Raw genomic sequence first — 14,911 nt, forward strand, 5'->3', positions numbered from 1 at the left:
AGCACATCCATGATCCGCCCTCAGTGGGCTCGCCCGCTATTACCCGATCGTATAGTTCGATGCTACGCCGCGAAGATGCGTGACTGTCGCTTGCGACATAACACCACTGCCCAGATATTCAGCAAAGCTGTATGAGAATATGTCACTTCGTTCTATCGCCCGGACCAGATTGGTATCACCAAAGACAACGAGGTATTCGTGATCCTCCGGCGCCCAGATCCAGAGATCATGACCTGAAAAATGGATCAGAAGGCCATAAGGCGAATTTTCAAACAGTGCATCAAGCACCAACCCGACCGGTTGCGGTGCAAAATGGCGCGGAGGCTGACCGAACTCGTAAGCAGCGAAATCAATCTCGTTACTACCGATACGCGCGGCGACGAGAGCGATTTCCTCCTCGCTTGGAAATTCGGGGTAAATCCTCGCCGCGAAATTCCTGTTTCGGATGGCCTGATGATCCAGCGCGCAATCTTTTCCAATGAAGTCTAAAATTACGATAATCCTCTCCAATCGCCGTGGAAGACAATACCACCCGGACCAATATTTTTATTGAGACGAAATGACCTCACCACTACAAGTAACTGGCTCATTTGGAATCCCTCACAAAGGTTTCAATCGCGCTCCGGGACAACGATAAAACACGGCCCGCAGAGAAACGCTCGATAGAAACGGCAGCTTTATCCTCGCTATTGAAAGCCAGATCGAAAGTGGAAGCGAATATCCGCGCCCATCCCTCATTATAGGTGGCACCTTCAACATAAATGACGCTCATCGAGGGCCATTTCACCTGCTTTTTGGTTTCCGGATCGGCTACCTCAGCACTGCCAGTTAAAACCTCCCGAGTTTTAAGGGGCGGGGCGTTGCTGCCAGAAGGAGATTGAAACTTAAAACTGTAGGTTCCGCTCTCAGGGTAAACAAAATCCACGATAGAGGCAGGCGACGACACGCTTATATGGAACGCCTTTTCGCGAGCGTCCCCAGGTCCCGAATCTGCAGCTAGGGCGCGCCATTCATCATCAGAAACCTGACGACCAGATATGATTACCGCCCCACCTTCTTTATTCAGCGGCTCATCAACGGATATAATTAAACGAGTCGAGAATTACGGCTCCTTCGCCTGGCTTGATGACCATGATACAGTCAAAGCAAAATAGACGGCTAAGCTGACAGCTTTCTTCACGATTCTCATCCCTACCGATATTCCTCAGTTCAAATCCATTCGCTTTGCAGCGGTTTTAACGAGCTTACTTCGTCGACAAAGTTTTTTTCATTAGTCCTGATAATCCGATCAGGAAGCATTCGAATGCGACCTGCCAGGTCGATGGCTCAAGGATGCACGGCTCCAAATGGATGCCAGGCAGGTTTTGCACTTGCTCTGTCGTAGGAAAGCCGTTTCGCGGCTGTCAACTCCGTCAAATGATATTCGAAGTCCGGTTTGGCCCGAACCCGGTCTTCCAACGCGTTCGAATTATGCCGAGCTTTCAATCCTGGATTACCGGAAATCTCGGGCTTTAGGGAACGGGCTCGGCATAGTATCGGGCTCGGGATAAATCCCTTTATGCCGAGTTCGGCATAACGGAATGAACATGTCCCGCGGGACGACCGGCTTCGGCCTGTCGCGTGAATCCGGCCCGCCGCCTCCATGCGCAAACTCATCGCCTCGCCCGGACGGCAGCTTGAACTCCGTATCCCGATCAGCCAGCCCGACGAGGTCACCGGAGAGATCGAACAGCTGTTGTGCCACGAGATGCACGACCTCCCCTTCCCGCTGAATACCGCCGTTGATCGCCATCACCGAGGAGCCCGGCACCACCCGTCGGCGCTTCTCAAACAGGGTCGGCCATACGACGATGTTGGCCGGTCCTGTCTCGTCCTCGATGGTGATAAACATGACGCCCTTGGCCGATCCGGGCTTCTGCCGCACGAGCACCAAGCCCGCCGTGTAAACCCACTGCCCATCGCGAGCATTCATTGCCTCTGCACAGGTGATAATGTTGCGTGCCGAAAGGTCCTCGCGCAGGAAAGCGATCGGATGTTGTCTCAACGTCAGCCCGGTATGGCTGTAGTCTTCGATGACGTTATGGCCGTCGGTCATTTGCCGAAGCGCTACCTCCGGCTCCCGCTGCTCCGCAATCGCCGTTGCCTCGCGTTCGGCCGCGGCGGCAAACAAGGGCAAGGGCTCGTCGCGCAAAGCCTTGATCGCCCAGAGCGCATCGCGCCGTTCGAGCCTTAGCGCTGGCAAGAAAGCATCGGCCTCCGCCCGCTGAACAAGCGCCTCGGTCGGAACACTGGACCGGCGCCACATGTCATCCACCGAGGCGAACGGGCTGTTCAGATCATCAATCTTACCAGTCCCGACCCGGAGCACGGCACGTTGATCAGATTGAAACTATCATTGGCGGTCACACCGAAAGGATACCCTTCGCCGTCATGGGACGGCGCGAAACTCTCAGGACCTTTTGCGCGATTTCGAGATAGCTATCCATTGTTCTTCTAACTAGCAGGACGCGGTAAAACTACAGCGGCACACCTCGTGCAACAAGTAGTCCGGCGGCATCTTCAACCAAAAATAATGGTTAACGGGGCTGCCATTCTCCCTTGACAGGTCTTCCATTCGCAGGGACTTGATCCTGTTGCAGCTCACCGCCAGCGGTCCCCATGTCATATGTGCAGAAATTTGGACGCAAAACGCATTTGTGACCAATTAAATGAACAAATCTAGACCTATCTCAAGAACTGTGGCAAAATGTACAAATTTCTGGACGCAAAGTCACAGCACGTCCACTTAAACGAACGAAATGGTATAGCTATGCCCCGTCAAAGAAGCTACTCCCGCGTAACGCACCAGGCGCTCGCCATGCTTGGCAAGCTCATCCGCGTCGGCCGCACCGAGCGCAGGCTGACCGCGCAGGAACTGTCCGACCGCGCCGGCATCAGCCGCACGACCCTATCCAGTATCGAAAAAGGCGCACCAGGCCCCGAAATCGGCATCGTCTTTGAAGTCGCATCCATCGTGGGCGTGCGCCTCTTCGATTACGACGAGCGCACTCTCCAGATGCACAATAACCACCTTGACGAAAAACTGGCCCTGCTGCCCAAGAGCGTCCGTCAAAGCGTGAAGGAGGTCGATGATGATTTCTAAGACGGACGCTACGGAAGCTTTTGTCTGGATGTGGCTGCCCGGGGCCACTGAACCGGTAGTGGCTGGCCGTCTCGACCAGGATGGCGAGCGCCTGCTTTTCACCTACGGCGCCAGCTACCGCCGCCGTGAGAATTCCATTTCCATCTATGATCCGGAGCTGCCGCTCAAGGAAGGCGTCATCGCCCCCATCAACGGTCTGCCGATGGCGAGCTGCATTCGTGACGGTTCGCCCGACGTCTGGGGCCGCCGGGTCATCATCAACAGGCTGACGGGCAGGAAGCCCGACGCTGCCGGCGTACCCGAGATCAGCGAGCTTACCTTCCTGCTCCAATCGGGCTCCGACCGGATTGGCGCCCTCGATTTTCAGGCATCGGCAACGGAATATGTCCCCCGCCTTGCCGCACAGGCCTCTCTTGATGAACTCATGGAAGCTGCCGCCCTTGTCGAGAAAGGTGTGCCGCTGACTCCGGCACTCGACCAGGCCCTCAATCACGGCACCTCCATCGGCGGCGCGCGCCCGAAAGCGCTCATCGAAGACGGCACCAGGAAATTCATCGCCAAATTCTCGGCGACCAACGACACCTACAGCGTCGTGAAGGCCGAGTTCGTCGCGATGAAGCTGGCAGGTGCTTGCGGACTGAATGCGGCCCCGGTGTCGATGACCCGTGCCGCACACAAGGATGTACTGCTGATCGAGCGCTTCGACCGCACCCGTACAGACAATGGCTGGACGCGGCAGGCGATGGTGTCGGCGTTGACCATGCTCGGGCTTGATGAGATGATGGCCCGCTACGCCTCCTACGAGGATCTGGCTGAGCTAATCCGCCACCGCTTCACTAACCCTAAGGACACGCTCAAAGAACTCTACGGACGGATCTGCTTCAACGTGCTGTGCGGCAACACCGACGACCATGCCCGCAATCATGCCGCTTTCTGGGATGGCAGGATGCTCACGCTGACGCCAGCCTACGACATCTGCCCACAGGGCCGTACCGGCAACGAAGCCACCCAGGCCATGCTCATCAAGGGCGAGGGGCGCGCCAGCACGCTCGCCACTCTGCTTGCCGCCGCCGCCGACTATCACCTGAAAGAGGCCGAAGCCGCCAAGCTGATAGAAGACCAGATCACGATCATCGCCGCACACTGGCAGGAGGTCTGCGACGAGGCAGAGCTCAGCCCCGTAGACCGCAAGCTGTTCGCCGGACGCCAGTTCCTCAACAGCTACGCTCTTGAGGGGCTTGAAGGCCACAGGGCTCTGCAGGATGCATACGGCACCACACGGGAGACGCTGATCGCAAGCGGAGATGCCTGACACGGGCACACAGAACCTTCACGATCGTGCATTCATAAGAAATGTACCCAGGAGCAGCCGGCCGCGCCTCACGTTGTCGTCTGCCCAGGGCCGGTCAGGTTTCGGCACTCATCAACGATCAGCCTCGTGCCCTCGATCGCTTCTCCCAGAAAGGCTGAAAGCTTGACCTGCCTCTGAATCTTTATCCAACGGCGATTAGAGCCGTTGGATAAAGATTCAGAGGCAGGTCAGTATCGTCGAACGAGCTTTCGGCAGTGGATCGAGCGTACTGATGAAGCGGTCGCCTTGCTCACCAAGATTTTCGAAGGTCAGACCGCTTGACGACCACGAAAACCGCCCCTTTCTAACCAATCCAATTTTTTGCAGCGGAGCCGTTTAACTAGTAGCGGTCGCCGCTGAATTGTGCGTATTGAACACAACACCACATGATCGCGACGAGATGTCATGGCCAACATCCCCGTAACCCGCAGCCAGTTTCTACTTCCTTTCCTGGGCATTCTTGATGAAATCGGTGCGCCCACAAATTCGCTTCTGGGGAAATTTCGGCTTCCATCGTTTCTGGAAACAAAAAGCAATCTTTATATCCCACTATTGCCGACGATCCGCTTTGTGGAGACTGCCCAGCGCAGCCAGGGCATTACGGATTTCGGCTTCCTGGCCAGCAAGCGGCTTCATTTTTCCCATCTAAATGAAAAAACCCGGGCGCTGATCGCGCACTCTCCGACACTGCTCGTCGCGCTGCGCCACGCCTGCAACTGGGCATCGCGAGAAGATACGATCCTGAACATGTGGATGGAATGGGATAGCGATCATGTGCGTGTCTGCAGCAGGCTCGCCAGAACAAATGGGCTCCTGCATCTGGAACATTCGCAATGGCTTCAGAATATTTTCTCCATCTACATCGTTCGGCAATTCACAGGTCCCAATTGGATACCGGCGACGATCGCCTTTCAAGCTCGCTACACGCCGGGTGCGGAGACGCAATCCTTATGGCCGAATGTGCGCTTCCTCTCCGATCAGCACGCCGCCTGGATCAGCGTACCGATCTCGTGCCTTGGTCTCTCCAACCGTTCAGTCGCCTCAAATCCGCCACCGCATGATCACGAGGATGGCCCTTCGGGCTATGACATCGTCGAAATCCTCAAAATGATGTTGCCGTCCTATCTCGACCAAGGGGTGCCGACGCTAGCCGAGGTGGCGGAGATGGCGGGCGTCAGCACACGAACCTTTCAGCGCAAACTCTCGCATGTCGATCTGACATATTCAGATATACTCGACACCATCAGGTTCGAGAGCGCGAGCACGCTTTTGCGCGACAGTGATTCCAAGATTATCGATGTTGCATTTGCCGCCGGTTATGCCGACCCGGCGCACTTCAGCCGCGCATTTCGCAGAATTGCAGGCGTTACGCCGCGACAGTTCCGCGAGCAATCGCGACTGGGATAAGTGCGTTTCGCGCCGGGAATTCCCCTCGCCTTCATGATGAAAGAACCGGTAGAAGCGAAGCGCGCGGTATGTCGGCCTCTCTAACCCTGACGATGACACCGCAGGCGACTGGGCGCAATGAACGGTCTGCGCCCTTTCTCCCGGCGGGAAGAAATCCGCACGCCGGATAACAATTGGCACGAAATGGCAAGACGGTCGGTCTGCCCATGGTTAGACCCGACGCACGCTTAGAATTTGTCTGCCGCCCACACGAAGATCGGCTGGATGGCATTTGAGTTGGCCGGTGCCACGCCTCGTGGAATGGCCTTACGTCGTAAGTCAAATTGAATGAAGAGGTATTCAATGCTCCGCTCAGTTGGAATCAGTCTTGCTTTTGCGTCGGTTGCGTTGACCGGCGTTGCATTTGCCGAGACACCAAACGGCAAAGTGCCGGTCACCGTCGACAACTTCATCCGCGCCGAGACCGACCATTACCTCGCGGCCAATGCAAAGGACGTAGGCGGACTGGGCAAGTTCCAGCATTCTCGGGAGCCCGTACCGATCGACAAGCAAACCGTTATCCGCATGAACCGGGATACGCTTTATTCGTTTGCTGTTTTTGATCTTGCCGCCGGGCCGGTAACCCTCACGCTGCCGGACGCAGGTGCGCGTTATATGTCGATGATGGTCGTTGATCAGGATCACTACCTGCCAATCGTCGCCTACGGAACGAAACCGGTAACGCTGACCCAGAAAACGGTCGGCACCCGATATGTCTTCGTAGCGGTCCGGACTCTGGTTAACCCCAACGACCCGAAGGATATCGAGGAAGTCCACAAGCTTCAGGATGCCATCAAGGTGGACCAGAAGGAAAAAGGGCAGCTTGACCTTCCGAACTGGGATGAAAAGGACCTCACAGAGATTCGTAATGCGCTGCTCGCACTCGTAAAACACCAGACATCGTTCAGCGGCTCTTTTGGGGGCCGCAACGAGGTCGATCCGGTCAAGCACCTGACTGGAACAGCCGCTGGCTGGGGTGGCATTCCGGACAAGCACGCCATGTATCCAAGCTTCACGCCCGAGAAAAACGACGGCAAGACGGTCTATACTCTCCACGTGCCGAAGACTGTGCCCGTGAAAGAATTCTGGTCGATCAGTGTCTATAATGCAGAGGGCTTCTTCGAGAAAAACGCCTACGATGCCTATTCGATCAACGATATCACCGCGAAGAAAAATGCCAACGGCTCGGTAAACGTCCAGTTCGGCGGCTGCGACGGCAAAATTCCAAACTGCCTGCCGATCGTTGAGGGTTGGAACTACACCGTCCGGCTCTATCGTCCTGACCAATCCATCGTCAGCGGCAAATGGACGTTTCCCGAGGCCAAGCTCTTAAACTGAGCCTCATCGGTAAACGTGGAAGAGCACGAGGATCGAAAACAATGCGCATGTCGCGAGCGGAAGCGGAACGCATATTGAGCCAGAATGGTTGGCTGGCTCAAATGCCTGAAGCCTTCAGGACGCGTTTGTTTCAGAATGCGTTGCTTCAGAAATACGAAGCCGGTCAGGTCATCTTCCGTCCCGGAGATTCGCCGGGAGGCATCTATGGGCATGTCGCGGGGACGGTTGTCATAAACACGGCACCTCTCGACTCGACGCCACGCCTTGTCCACATCGCCGTGCCTGGGGGATGGACCGGTGAAGACTCCTTCATGACGGGTGAGCCACGACGGATCGAGCTATGTGCGCAGAGTGAAGTCTGGGCAATGCACGTCCCCCTGGAAACCATGGAACAGATGGCCGCATCTGATCCGAACATCATTCGCGCGTTCGGGGCCATCTCGATCCTGTCATCCGATAAGCTGGTCAGGATCGTCTATGACCTACAGAAAAGGAATGTCAGCGCCAGAATTGCTTCGGTCCTGCATCGCACCTCGTGGGCACCGGATGAGGCAATTTCGGTTTCACAGGAGAATCTTGGCGTGATGACGAACACATCCCGCAAGCAGGTCAACAGCACAATCCAGCACTTCGTGGACGCGGGTTGGGTTGAGATCGGCTATCGTTCCATAACGGTCACAAATCCTTCGGCTTTGCGACGATACGCTGAACAGGACCTGGAAGATTGACCTGCCCCAGCCAACGGGCTGCCATCACACAATATTGGAAGCGGTTGGGTATCGGATGCGCCACTTTTCCATCCCCGATTGTCCGACTTGACACAATCCACCGTGCGAAAGCCCTGTAACTTTCACGCGAGAAACAGAGGCTGCGAATCCGGCGCGGAAGCACGAGGTCTGTGACCTGCTTGCCGTGCGCCGTTCATTTCTTCGCCGTCCGGAGACTAAGTATTGAGGAGTCATTGCATGCTGTCGAAAATCCACCGGTTGGCTGTGTTCTCGGTCATCGCATTTGCGGGTCAAGGCACAGGTCTGGCTGACGCAGAAGATGCGATTTCGCCCGGGGTTACCGATCCGCATTTCCAGTTGGCTCCGGGCTATCTCAAGCAAGCGGAACTGCCGGATAGTCTGAGACTGCTCGGAGCACCACCGGCAGAAGGAAGCGGCGCGCTTGCCCGTGACGAAGATGCAAGAACTGCAACCCTGCCGCTGCGAGGCAAATCGCGCTGGGTGCTTGCGCGTCTCGACGCCGATCTCGAATTTCCGCAGCCGGCCAAGAGCTTCTCTTGCGCGATGGGTATCGACATCGATGAAAAAAACACTCCGCATCTTTATCGTCTGATGCAAAAGACCCTGACTGATGCCGGCCTGTCGACCTATGGCGTCAAGAACACCTACAACCGCACCCGTCCCTTCGTGGTTCATAACGAAGGGACCTGCTATCCCGTTCAGGAACCGGTATTGAGGACCGACGGCTCCTACCCGTCAGGACATACAGCTGCAGGATGGGCATGGGCTCTGGTGCTCAGCGAAGTTGATCCCGAGAAAACTGACGCCCTGCTCAAACGCGGTCTCGAATTCGGCCAGAGCCGCGTGATTTGCAATGCGCATTGGCAAAGCGATGTCGATGCGGGCCGCATCATGGGTGCAGCAACCGTGGCCAGGCTCCATAGCAATGCGGAGTTCCTCTCCGACGTTGAAGCCGCTCGCAAGGAAGTGCAGGCGGCGAAAGCCAACGGTTCTTCCTCCAGACCAAGCTGTGCAGCGGAAAATGCGGCCTTGCTGGCCCAATAGACCTGGTGGCCCGACTTCTCAGTCTTTCTACAGGAATAATTTGCCGGGGGCATCATGAAGCTTTTTGTCGCGACGTCGATTGCATTATGCGCATTGTACGGGAAGTATAGCTCGGCCCATGCGGGAGATATGCTGCCGGTCAGTCCTCGGCTGGAGAGCAACTCCACGGAACCCGATCAATGGCATTTCAGCGTGAGCCCATACTTCTGGGCTGCGGGAATAGATGGCAAGGTCGGCCAATTCGGGCTCACGCCAACGAGGTTGAAATCCGATTTTAGCAGCATTCTCAACGATCTCGACTTTTCCTTCATGGGCGTAGCCGAGGCGCGGTATGACCGATACAGCCTTTTTAGTGACGTCATGTATACAAAGATTTCTCAAGACGGGAACTCGCCCGTCGGATTTTTGAGCAAGAGTAGTGTCGACGTCACATCTCAAACGTTCTCAGGCTTTTTCGGTGGCGGCTACAGCGTATTCGAGGATGACAAGGGCCGCCTTGACCTCGTCGCGGGTGCACGTGTCTGGTACGCGAGCACCGAAATCTCTATCTCAGGCGGCCTGCTCGATGGCAAAAGCAAGAGCGACAATGCTTTCTGGGTTGACGCCGTAGCGGGAATACGCGGGCAATATTTCCTCACCGACAATCTCTATCTGACAGGCTGGGCCCTTGTCGGCGGCGGCCAGGCCAAGCTTGACTGGGATGTGACCGCCGCTTTCGGTTACCGCATTCAGCAAAATCTGTCTGCGGTGGCAGGATACAGAGCACTTGGAGTTGACTACAGCCATGACGGCTTCGTTTACGATGTCGTTCAGCAAGGCCCGATCCTAGGGCTTGCCTATCATTTCTAGGCAGATTTCGGAGTGCGGTTGCGCGGGCTTGTCCCACGCGATCCTCATCCTGATCTTCTTTTGATCATCGTGCCGCGACAACATCTCATCGCCGAACGCGGCCAAAGCCTCGAGAATCCTGAATAAAAAAACGGATTTCAAATGAACGACACGATTGCTCCAGCCCCGGAGAACATGAACAAGGAAGATCATTCCGCGCGTGATCCCATCCTCAACGAGTTTCTCGCATCTCAAGGCGGACCCTTCTTTGAACTGCAAAAGCAACTGCAATTGCTTCGGCAGAACGCCCTTCAGGTGGGATCTCGCGCGACGTTGTTCGTAGCCTTGGCTTGGGGAATGCCTTTTCTGCTTGCCGTGCCAGGTAATTTCTCCCTGGAACACGGCCAGGGAGCTTACCTTGTTGATCTCGGCGTATTTGCGAAATTTTTCATCGGGATCGGCGCTTTTATACTGGCCGAGCAGCAGGTCGAAAATGGCTTGAAGGCGAAGCTGTCTCAACTCGTGCTCGCGCCCGTTGTCGCCCCGACGTCAATTCCGGCGGCCGCGGCCATTGTAGCCTCGGCGCTTCGCCAGCGCGATTCTCGCGGGGCGGAGTTCACTTGCCTGATGCTGGCGGTTTTCGCCTCGGTTCTTTCCTACGCCAATTTTCACGCAACGGAAGCATCATCATGGGCGGTCACGTATTTTCCCGAAGGCAATAGGGTTTCGGCCGCCGGCTGGTGGTCCATCTGCTTCAGCCTTCCCCTGTTTGTCTTTCTGTTTCTAAGGGGCGCATGGAGGCATCTCTTATGGGCCCGCATGCTTCGCAACATTGCAAAGCTCGATCTTCGCCTGGTTGCGACCCATCCTGATGGCAAGGGGGGATTGGCCTTCCTCGCGCAATATCCGAACGCCTATGCCATTTTCGTCTTCGGGATGAGCTGCGCAATCGCTGCGGCTGTCGCAAAGAGCCACTTTCTCGAGGAGGGTCTATCCGCGACGACGCTCAGCATGATCATGAGCGGCTGGCTTGCGATCGTCATCAGTTTCTTCGCCTATCCCTTATCTGCCTTCACCCCTCCCCTTCTTCGGTTGAAGGAACAGAGCCTGTCGTTGCTGGATGCTCAGGCAACTAGATTTTGTCGGGCCGCGGAACGAAAGGTCATTGGCCGGAACGTCTTTTCAGACGCCACCCCCGAGCCTGAACCGGAACTGGCCGATCCTGGCAAGCAATATGAGACGACCCGCAAGCTCTCGACCATCCTGGTCAACAGGGCCGTGGTGATCCCGGTCGCCGCCGCCGCGCTCATTCCTTTTGCCGCGGTGGCTGCTACGAAACTGCCATTTAAGGAGGTCCTGTCCGTCGTAAAGAAATTGCTCCTTCTGTGAGGGAAATGATCCCTCACGAGGAAACAGGAGCGCAACGGCCGGAATGCGGACAGGTTACAACCCGACCGGTTAATCTTTGAACAGAATATCTGTCATTTTGATATCTATGGGGCTTCGCTTGCCATTGCGGTCGAAATATCTGTCCGTATGACAAGCTCTTTCCTGCGTATCGCAGAAAACACCATTCGCAAAAGTAAATTGCGTCGTCCTGAAATCACCCTGGGCGAACAGTTTCATGGCTGCCGTGACGCCCAGGAACTTTCCCGTTAGTGTCCTGGAGACGCCACTCGCATCGACGCACATATACTGATCGCACAGCACGCCACGTTGAGGCGACCTCACGCTTTTGGTTGTGCCAGCAACAGCCGGTATCGCAGTTACGATAACGATCGCCGCCACTATTTCGGGTCGAAGTCTGCGCATCCTAAAGCCATCCAATATCTTCATTGCGCGATTGCGCGTTTCCGTCGGCTTCGGGCCGTGCTGCCGCCACTACAAGCTGGCACGAGCCGCCATCTCCATCGTTGCAGAAGGCTGGCCAAACATGGGGATGCCAGACGGCAAGGCAGGACTGGGTCACCGTTTCGTCCCATTGCTGCTTGCACCTCCGAGGTCATCCAGGTGTTTGGCGTAATTGTTGCGCGTGTTCCGATCGAGCACGGCAACGGGGGCCGCAAGGACCAGGCCAGCGACGTTTCCAGCGGCTGCGGCGGTTTCCGTCGTGGCGGCCAGTATCCGGTCACCAAGTCCGATCCGGCTGTCGGTCAGCGTCTGACCTTCGGAAATGCGTTGTCCGATAAGCTGAACGATCTGCGGCGCCTCCGCAAACTTGCCATGGTTCAGGCTGTCACCGGATTTGATCGTGGTGAGGTCTATCACGGTAATCTTGTTGTCTTCGAGTTCCTTCTTGTATGGCGCCGCCTCGGGATCGATGGCGCCGAGCCTGGAAACGCCGCCCCAAACCCGACGCGACACAGCCAGTGCCTTATCATCGCGAGACACGAACAAGGTGAATTGGGGACGCTGTTTTCCCATGTCGGCGATCTGCTGCCGGAAGACGTCGACATCGACATCGGGAGCCGCCAGCATGACGTTCTTAAACTTGGCAGGAAGACGACCGTTTCTGATTGCCATCTGGCGTAACGATTCCAGCGCCAAAGAATTGCCCATGGAATGCGCTAGTACGGAAACCTCCTTCACCTCGGTATCCTTTGCGAGATACTGAAACAGCGTCTCCAGCGCATTGCGGGTGTAGTTCGTGCTTTCGCGGTCGTACCCATAGGCAAGCAGGCTCCCACGCGACGGCCATGTTGCCAGGACAGGCGTACTGTGGACGCCGGAATCATACACGATCTGCGCGAAGCGATAGACAGAGTCCTCAAAGCGGTTGTTGAAACCGTGAATGAAGACCAGAACGCTGCGATCGGGGTTCTTGCGGACCGACGCGCTCAGCCACCGCCTTGCGTCGCCAGCGTCGAGATAGTTGGCTTTCAACGTTGCAAAATCGGTTGCCGGATTGGCGGGTAGCCGCTTTGGCCATTCTACCTCACCTTCCTTACGGACCTTGCCCGGTGGGATCGACACGGTGAGATTGGCGAAAGCCGGGGCGAGCGCACGCTCCCCCGTGAACATCTCTCCGGGCACCGAAGATCGACTGCGCATCGTGGCAATCAGCATATCGACCTTAGGGGAGCTCGGGGACGTATCCGCCACTGGCGTCAGCACATCCTTCGGATTGCCGGCGCAGGCACAAAGCGCTGCGAGCGTTGAAAATACAAGAAGCCGCCGAGGCCAGTTCGACCGTGCCGACGACGGCTGAACGATACTATTTTTTCCCACGAATTTCTTCCTCAAATACCCGATCGCGCAGCGGCACCACCGGTCGAACCCGGTGACACCGGAAGGCGAAAGAGAACTGAGCGTCATCTAATTCGGAAACAGGAGCGACAGCCCGACACGGGCACCCCAACCGTGCGGCCCGTTCTCCGGCGCGGCAGCCCAATAACGCGCGCCTGCGGAAAGGCTCACCGGCTGCTCACCGAACTTCACAAGCTTCGACACCTGGAAATTGATCGGCACGGCCCACTGATCCGCCTTCCAGTCGTAGGTGCTCTCGGTATTGAGCGTGAATGTCCAGGCATCCGATGTTCTGTAGGAGATGAAGGGCTGCAAATAGGTCGCGTTGATGTCGGGCTTGTCTCCCTTGCCCGCAACGGACCAGATATGGTTTCCCAATGCGCCAACCGTCCATGGTCCTTCCTGCTTCAGGACGACAGCAGTCGGCCCGAGCCCGAACTTGCCGCCTCCGAGCAGATCGTCGGTCGCCGTGGGAAGGAGGAAGACGGGTCCCGCTCCCCAGATAATCCCGCCGGAGGTCGGCTGCGTCGGGGAGATAAAGAAGCTTTGCGAGATATCTCCAAGGCCGAACTGGTTGCCGGAGGAACCGGCGATGTCATGCTGCCAGGTGACAGGAACGATGGTACGGGAAATCAAATTCCAGTCCTCGTTCAGCGCAAATGGAATGACGGGCTGGATATCGAGCGTCTTCCGGTCGCCACGGTTCGGTCCGAAGCCCCGATCGTAGTTGAATTGGAACGGCACGCTGATCAGCGACGCAACGGGATTGCTGAGCTTTTTCGCAAGATCGGCATCCGCTTCCTGTGCCATTGCGGCATCAGCCAGACCAATGGCTTGGCCAACCAGCGCAACGACCGAGAACGCACCTAATCGGTAGATCTTCTGCAGCATGCAATAGCTCCTCAATATACAATCCTCCATCTGTGAACGGGTGGACAGTGCAATGGTGATGAAAAAAAGCTGGGAACCAACCGCCAAAATTAGCGTCCGGATGGTGTTATGGCTTGAAGGTTCTGCGGCGAGCTCCCCTATACCCCGGTACCCCACGCTCCTTTTTCTCTCGCCAAAAGTTGATACATAGCTTTCGAGCAACGAATTGGGTCAAATCGGACATTTGAGGATAGATAATGAGGCTCTGCTGAAAAAATCCATTAATGCGTGGAAGAGCATCGAAGAATTTCAGCGGCACTTTTGACGAGCGAGTTCAAATCAAATGCCTAATGCCATAACCTGATCGCCATTAGCCTGCCAGATGGGGTCTGCTTGCCGCTTACGTTTATTGCACATTCCGAAACAATTCAGGGGGAGCCCGACACGCGGGAGCAAATGTGGATGCGCAGAACGGACCGCCCTGGAGGCTTGGACCTCATCAAGTGAGTCGGCCGCTTGGACGCAACGAGCTTAGATTGAAATAGCCGTTTCATCGCCTTGAGCGGAGTCGAACCTACGACCCCGCTGCTGTTCCGCGTCGATCTCGTCCGAACTCTTAGAGACGTAGAAATCCTCGTTCTCGGTCACTGACCTTGCCCCCAAGTTTTATCCAGTTTTGAGTTCGCTCCAGCGGTTTTGTGAGGTGCTCCCCGAATTTGGGCCAGCGGGAGCTGGAATTTTCCGGGGTTTTGGCTCAGTTCGGCGGGGGTGCCGATGAGCTGTTCATAAGCGAAATCGGCACTTTGTTGCCTATCGCGCTGTGTGGCCGGAACTCGTTATATTCTCTACGCCAATCCTCCATCTTTGCCCGCGCGTCGTCAAGGGTCATGAACCAGT

14 protein-coding genes and 1 pseudogene are annotated in these 14,911 nt (G+C 56.3%); 8 read left to right on the forward strand and 7 right to left on the reverse strand.

Going from position 1 to position 14,911, the window contains the following annotated elements; all coding sequences use genetic code 11:
* Positions 1 to 39: 39 nt before the first annotated feature.
* The 3 genes and pseudogenes from QRN60_RS26390 to QRN60_RS26400 all read right to left on the reverse strand — a co-directional run.
* A complete protein-coding gene (locus QRN60_RS26390) occupies positions 40 to 510 on the reverse strand; it encodes a hypothetical protein (protein ID WP_284767298.1) in 471 nt (156 codons plus the stop codon).
* 76 nt (positions 511 to 586) lie between these two features.
* Positions 587 to 946 (reverse strand): hypothetical protein, encoded by a 360-nt coding sequence (locus tag QRN60_RS26395; RefSeq protein ID WP_209823602.1) that lies wholly within the window; start codon positions 944 to 946, stop codon positions 587 to 589.
* Positions 947 to 1,492: 546 nt separating this feature from the next.
* A pseudogene (locus tag QRN60_RS26400) lies at positions 1,493 to 2,335 on the reverse strand (OB-fold nucleic acid binding domain-containing protein); the annotation flags it as partial.
* 522 nt (positions 2,336 to 2,857) lie between these two features.
* Between QRN60_RS26400 and QRN60_RS26405 the strand changes: the two are divergent.
* The 8 genes from QRN60_RS26405 to QRN60_RS26440 all read left to right on the forward strand — a co-directional run bounded on the left by QRN60_RS26405 (position 2,858) and on the right by QRN60_RS26440 (position 11,287).
* Positions 2,858 to 3,142 carry a helix-turn-helix transcriptional regulator gene (locus tag QRN60_RS26405; RefSeq protein WP_020811813.1) on the forward strand — a complete coding sequence of 95 codons (285 nt, stop codon included), beginning with the start codon at positions 2,858 to 2,860 and terminating at the stop codon, positions 3,140 to 3,142.
* Positions 3,132 to 4,454, forward strand: a complete 1,323-nt coding sequence (locus QRN60_RS26410; protein ID WP_111793169.1) for a type II toxin-antitoxin system HipA family toxin — start codon at positions 3,132 to 3,134, stop codon at positions 4,452 to 4,454. Before QRN60_RS26405 ends, QRN60_RS26410 begins: the two co-directional genes overlap by 11 nt.
* A 444-nt stretch (positions 4,455 to 4,898) precedes the next feature.
* On the forward strand, positions 4,899 to 5,900 hold the full coding sequence (locus QRN60_RS26415) for a helix-turn-helix transcriptional regulator (RefSeq protein ID WP_236760363.1): 1,002 nt from the start codon (positions 4,899 to 4,901) through the stop codon (positions 5,898 to 5,900).
* A gap of 342 nt (positions 5,901 to 6,242) precedes the next feature.
* Positions 6,243 to 7,277 carry a DUF1254 domain-containing protein gene (locus tag QRN60_RS26420; RefSeq protein ID WP_207909219.1) on the forward strand — a complete coding sequence of 345 codons (1,035 nt, stop codon included), beginning with the start codon at positions 6,243 to 6,245 and terminating at the stop codon, positions 7,275 to 7,277.
* 41 nt (positions 7,278 to 7,318) lie between these two features.
* The gene (locus tag QRN60_RS26425) at positions 7,319 to 8,005 is read left to right on the forward strand and encodes a Crp/Fnr family transcriptional regulator (protein WP_207909220.1); all 687 of its coding nucleotides are present in this window, start codon (positions 7,319 to 7,321) and stop codon (positions 8,003 to 8,005) included.
* A gap of 237 nt (positions 8,006 to 8,242) precedes the next feature.
* Positions 8,243 to 9,070: an acid phosphatase gene (locus QRN60_RS26430; RefSeq protein ID WP_111785451.1), complete on the forward strand. Its 828-nt coding sequence runs from the start codon at positions 8,243 to 8,245 to the stop codon at positions 9,068 to 9,070.
* A gap of 54 nt (positions 9,071 to 9,124) precedes the next feature.
* Positions 9,125 to 9,919, forward strand: a complete 795-nt coding sequence (locus tag QRN60_RS26435) for a DUF481 domain-containing protein (RefSeq protein WP_111785450.1) — start codon at positions 9,125 to 9,127, stop codon at positions 9,917 to 9,919.
* A 141-nt stretch (positions 9,920 to 10,060) separates the two neighbouring features.
* Positions 10,061 to 11,287 (forward strand): hypothetical protein, encoded by a 1,227-nt coding sequence (locus QRN60_RS26440; protein ID WP_236760364.1) that lies wholly within the window; start codon positions 10,061 to 10,063, stop codon positions 11,285 to 11,287.
* A gap of 69 nt (positions 11,288 to 11,356) precedes the next feature.
* Here the strand turns inward: QRN60_RS26440 and QRN60_RS26445 are convergent, their stop codons facing one another.
* From QRN60_RS26445 to QRN60_RS26460, 4 genes are all read right to left on the reverse strand, one after another.
* Positions 11,357 to 11,734, reverse strand: a complete 378-nt coding sequence (locus QRN60_RS26445) for a YcgJ family protein (protein ID WP_207909221.1) — start codon at positions 11,732 to 11,734, stop codon at positions 11,357 to 11,359.
* Between the two features lie 129 nt (positions 11,735 to 11,863).
* The gene (locus QRN60_RS26450) at positions 11,864 to 13,012 is read right to left on the reverse strand and encodes an alpha/beta hydrolase (protein WP_111785454.1); all 1,149 of its coding nucleotides are present in this window, start codon (positions 13,010 to 13,012) and stop codon (positions 11,864 to 11,866) included.
* A gap of 201 nt (positions 13,013 to 13,213) precedes the next feature.
* Entirely contained in the window at positions 13,214 to 14,035 is an 822-nt protein-coding gene (locus QRN60_RS26455; RefSeq protein ID WP_111785449.1) for a transporter, read from the reverse strand.
* Between the two features lie 733 nt (positions 14,036 to 14,768).
* The coding region (locus tag QRN60_RS26460; protein ID WP_284767302.1) for an integrase core domain-containing protein at positions 14,769 to 14,911 on the reverse strand (143 nt) is incomplete at its 5' end.

The organism is Agrobacterium sp. CFBP2214 (assembly GCF_030209895.1).
GTDB classification, from domain to species: domain Bacteria; phylum Pseudomonadota; class Alphaproteobacteria; order Rhizobiales; family Rhizobiaceae; genus Agrobacterium; species Agrobacterium radiobacter.

What these genes read in the sequence shown, in the direction of transcription:
- QRN60_RS26430 (WP_111785451.1), top strand. Translation starts at nt 8,243, where the DNA reads ATGCTGTCGAAAATCCACCGGTTGGCTGTGTTCTCGGTCATCGCATTT.
- QRN60_RS26445 (WP_207909221.1), bottom strand. Translation starts at nt 11,734, where the DNA reads ATGAAGATATTGGATGGCTTTAGGATGCGCAGACTTCGACCCGAAATA.
- QRN60_RS26415 (WP_236760363.1), top strand. Translation starts at nt 4,899, where the DNA reads ATGGCCAACATCCCCGTAACCCGCAGCCAGTTTCTACTTCCTTTCCTG.
- QRN60_RS26410 (WP_111793169.1), top strand. Translation starts at nt 3,132, where the DNA reads ATGATTTCTAAGACGGACGCTACGGAAGCTTTTGTCTGGATGTGGCTG.
- QRN60_RS26440 (WP_236760364.1), top strand. Translation starts at nt 10,061, where the DNA reads ATGAACGACACGATTGCTCCAGCCCCGGAGAACATGAACAAGGAAGAT.
- QRN60_RS26420 (WP_207909219.1), top strand. Translation starts at nt 6,243, where the DNA reads ATGCTCCGCTCAGTTGGAATCAGTCTTGCTTTTGCGTCGGTTGCGTTG.
- QRN60_RS26405 (WP_020811813.1), top strand. Translation starts at nt 2,858, where the DNA reads ATGCTTGGCAAGCTCATCCGCGTCGGCCGCACCGAGCGCAGGCTGACC.
- QRN60_RS26425 (WP_207909220.1), top strand. Translation starts at nt 7,319, where the DNA reads ATGCGCATGTCGCGAGCGGAAGCGGAACGCATATTGAGCCAGAATGGT.
- QRN60_RS26435 (WP_111785450.1), top strand. Translation starts at nt 9,125, where the DNA reads ATGAAGCTTTTTGTCGCGACGTCGATTGCATTATGCGCATTGTACGGG.
- QRN60_RS26455 (WP_111785449.1), bottom strand. Translation starts at nt 14,035, where the DNA reads ATGCTGCAGAAGATCTACCGATTAGGTGCGTTCTCGGTCGTTGCGCTG.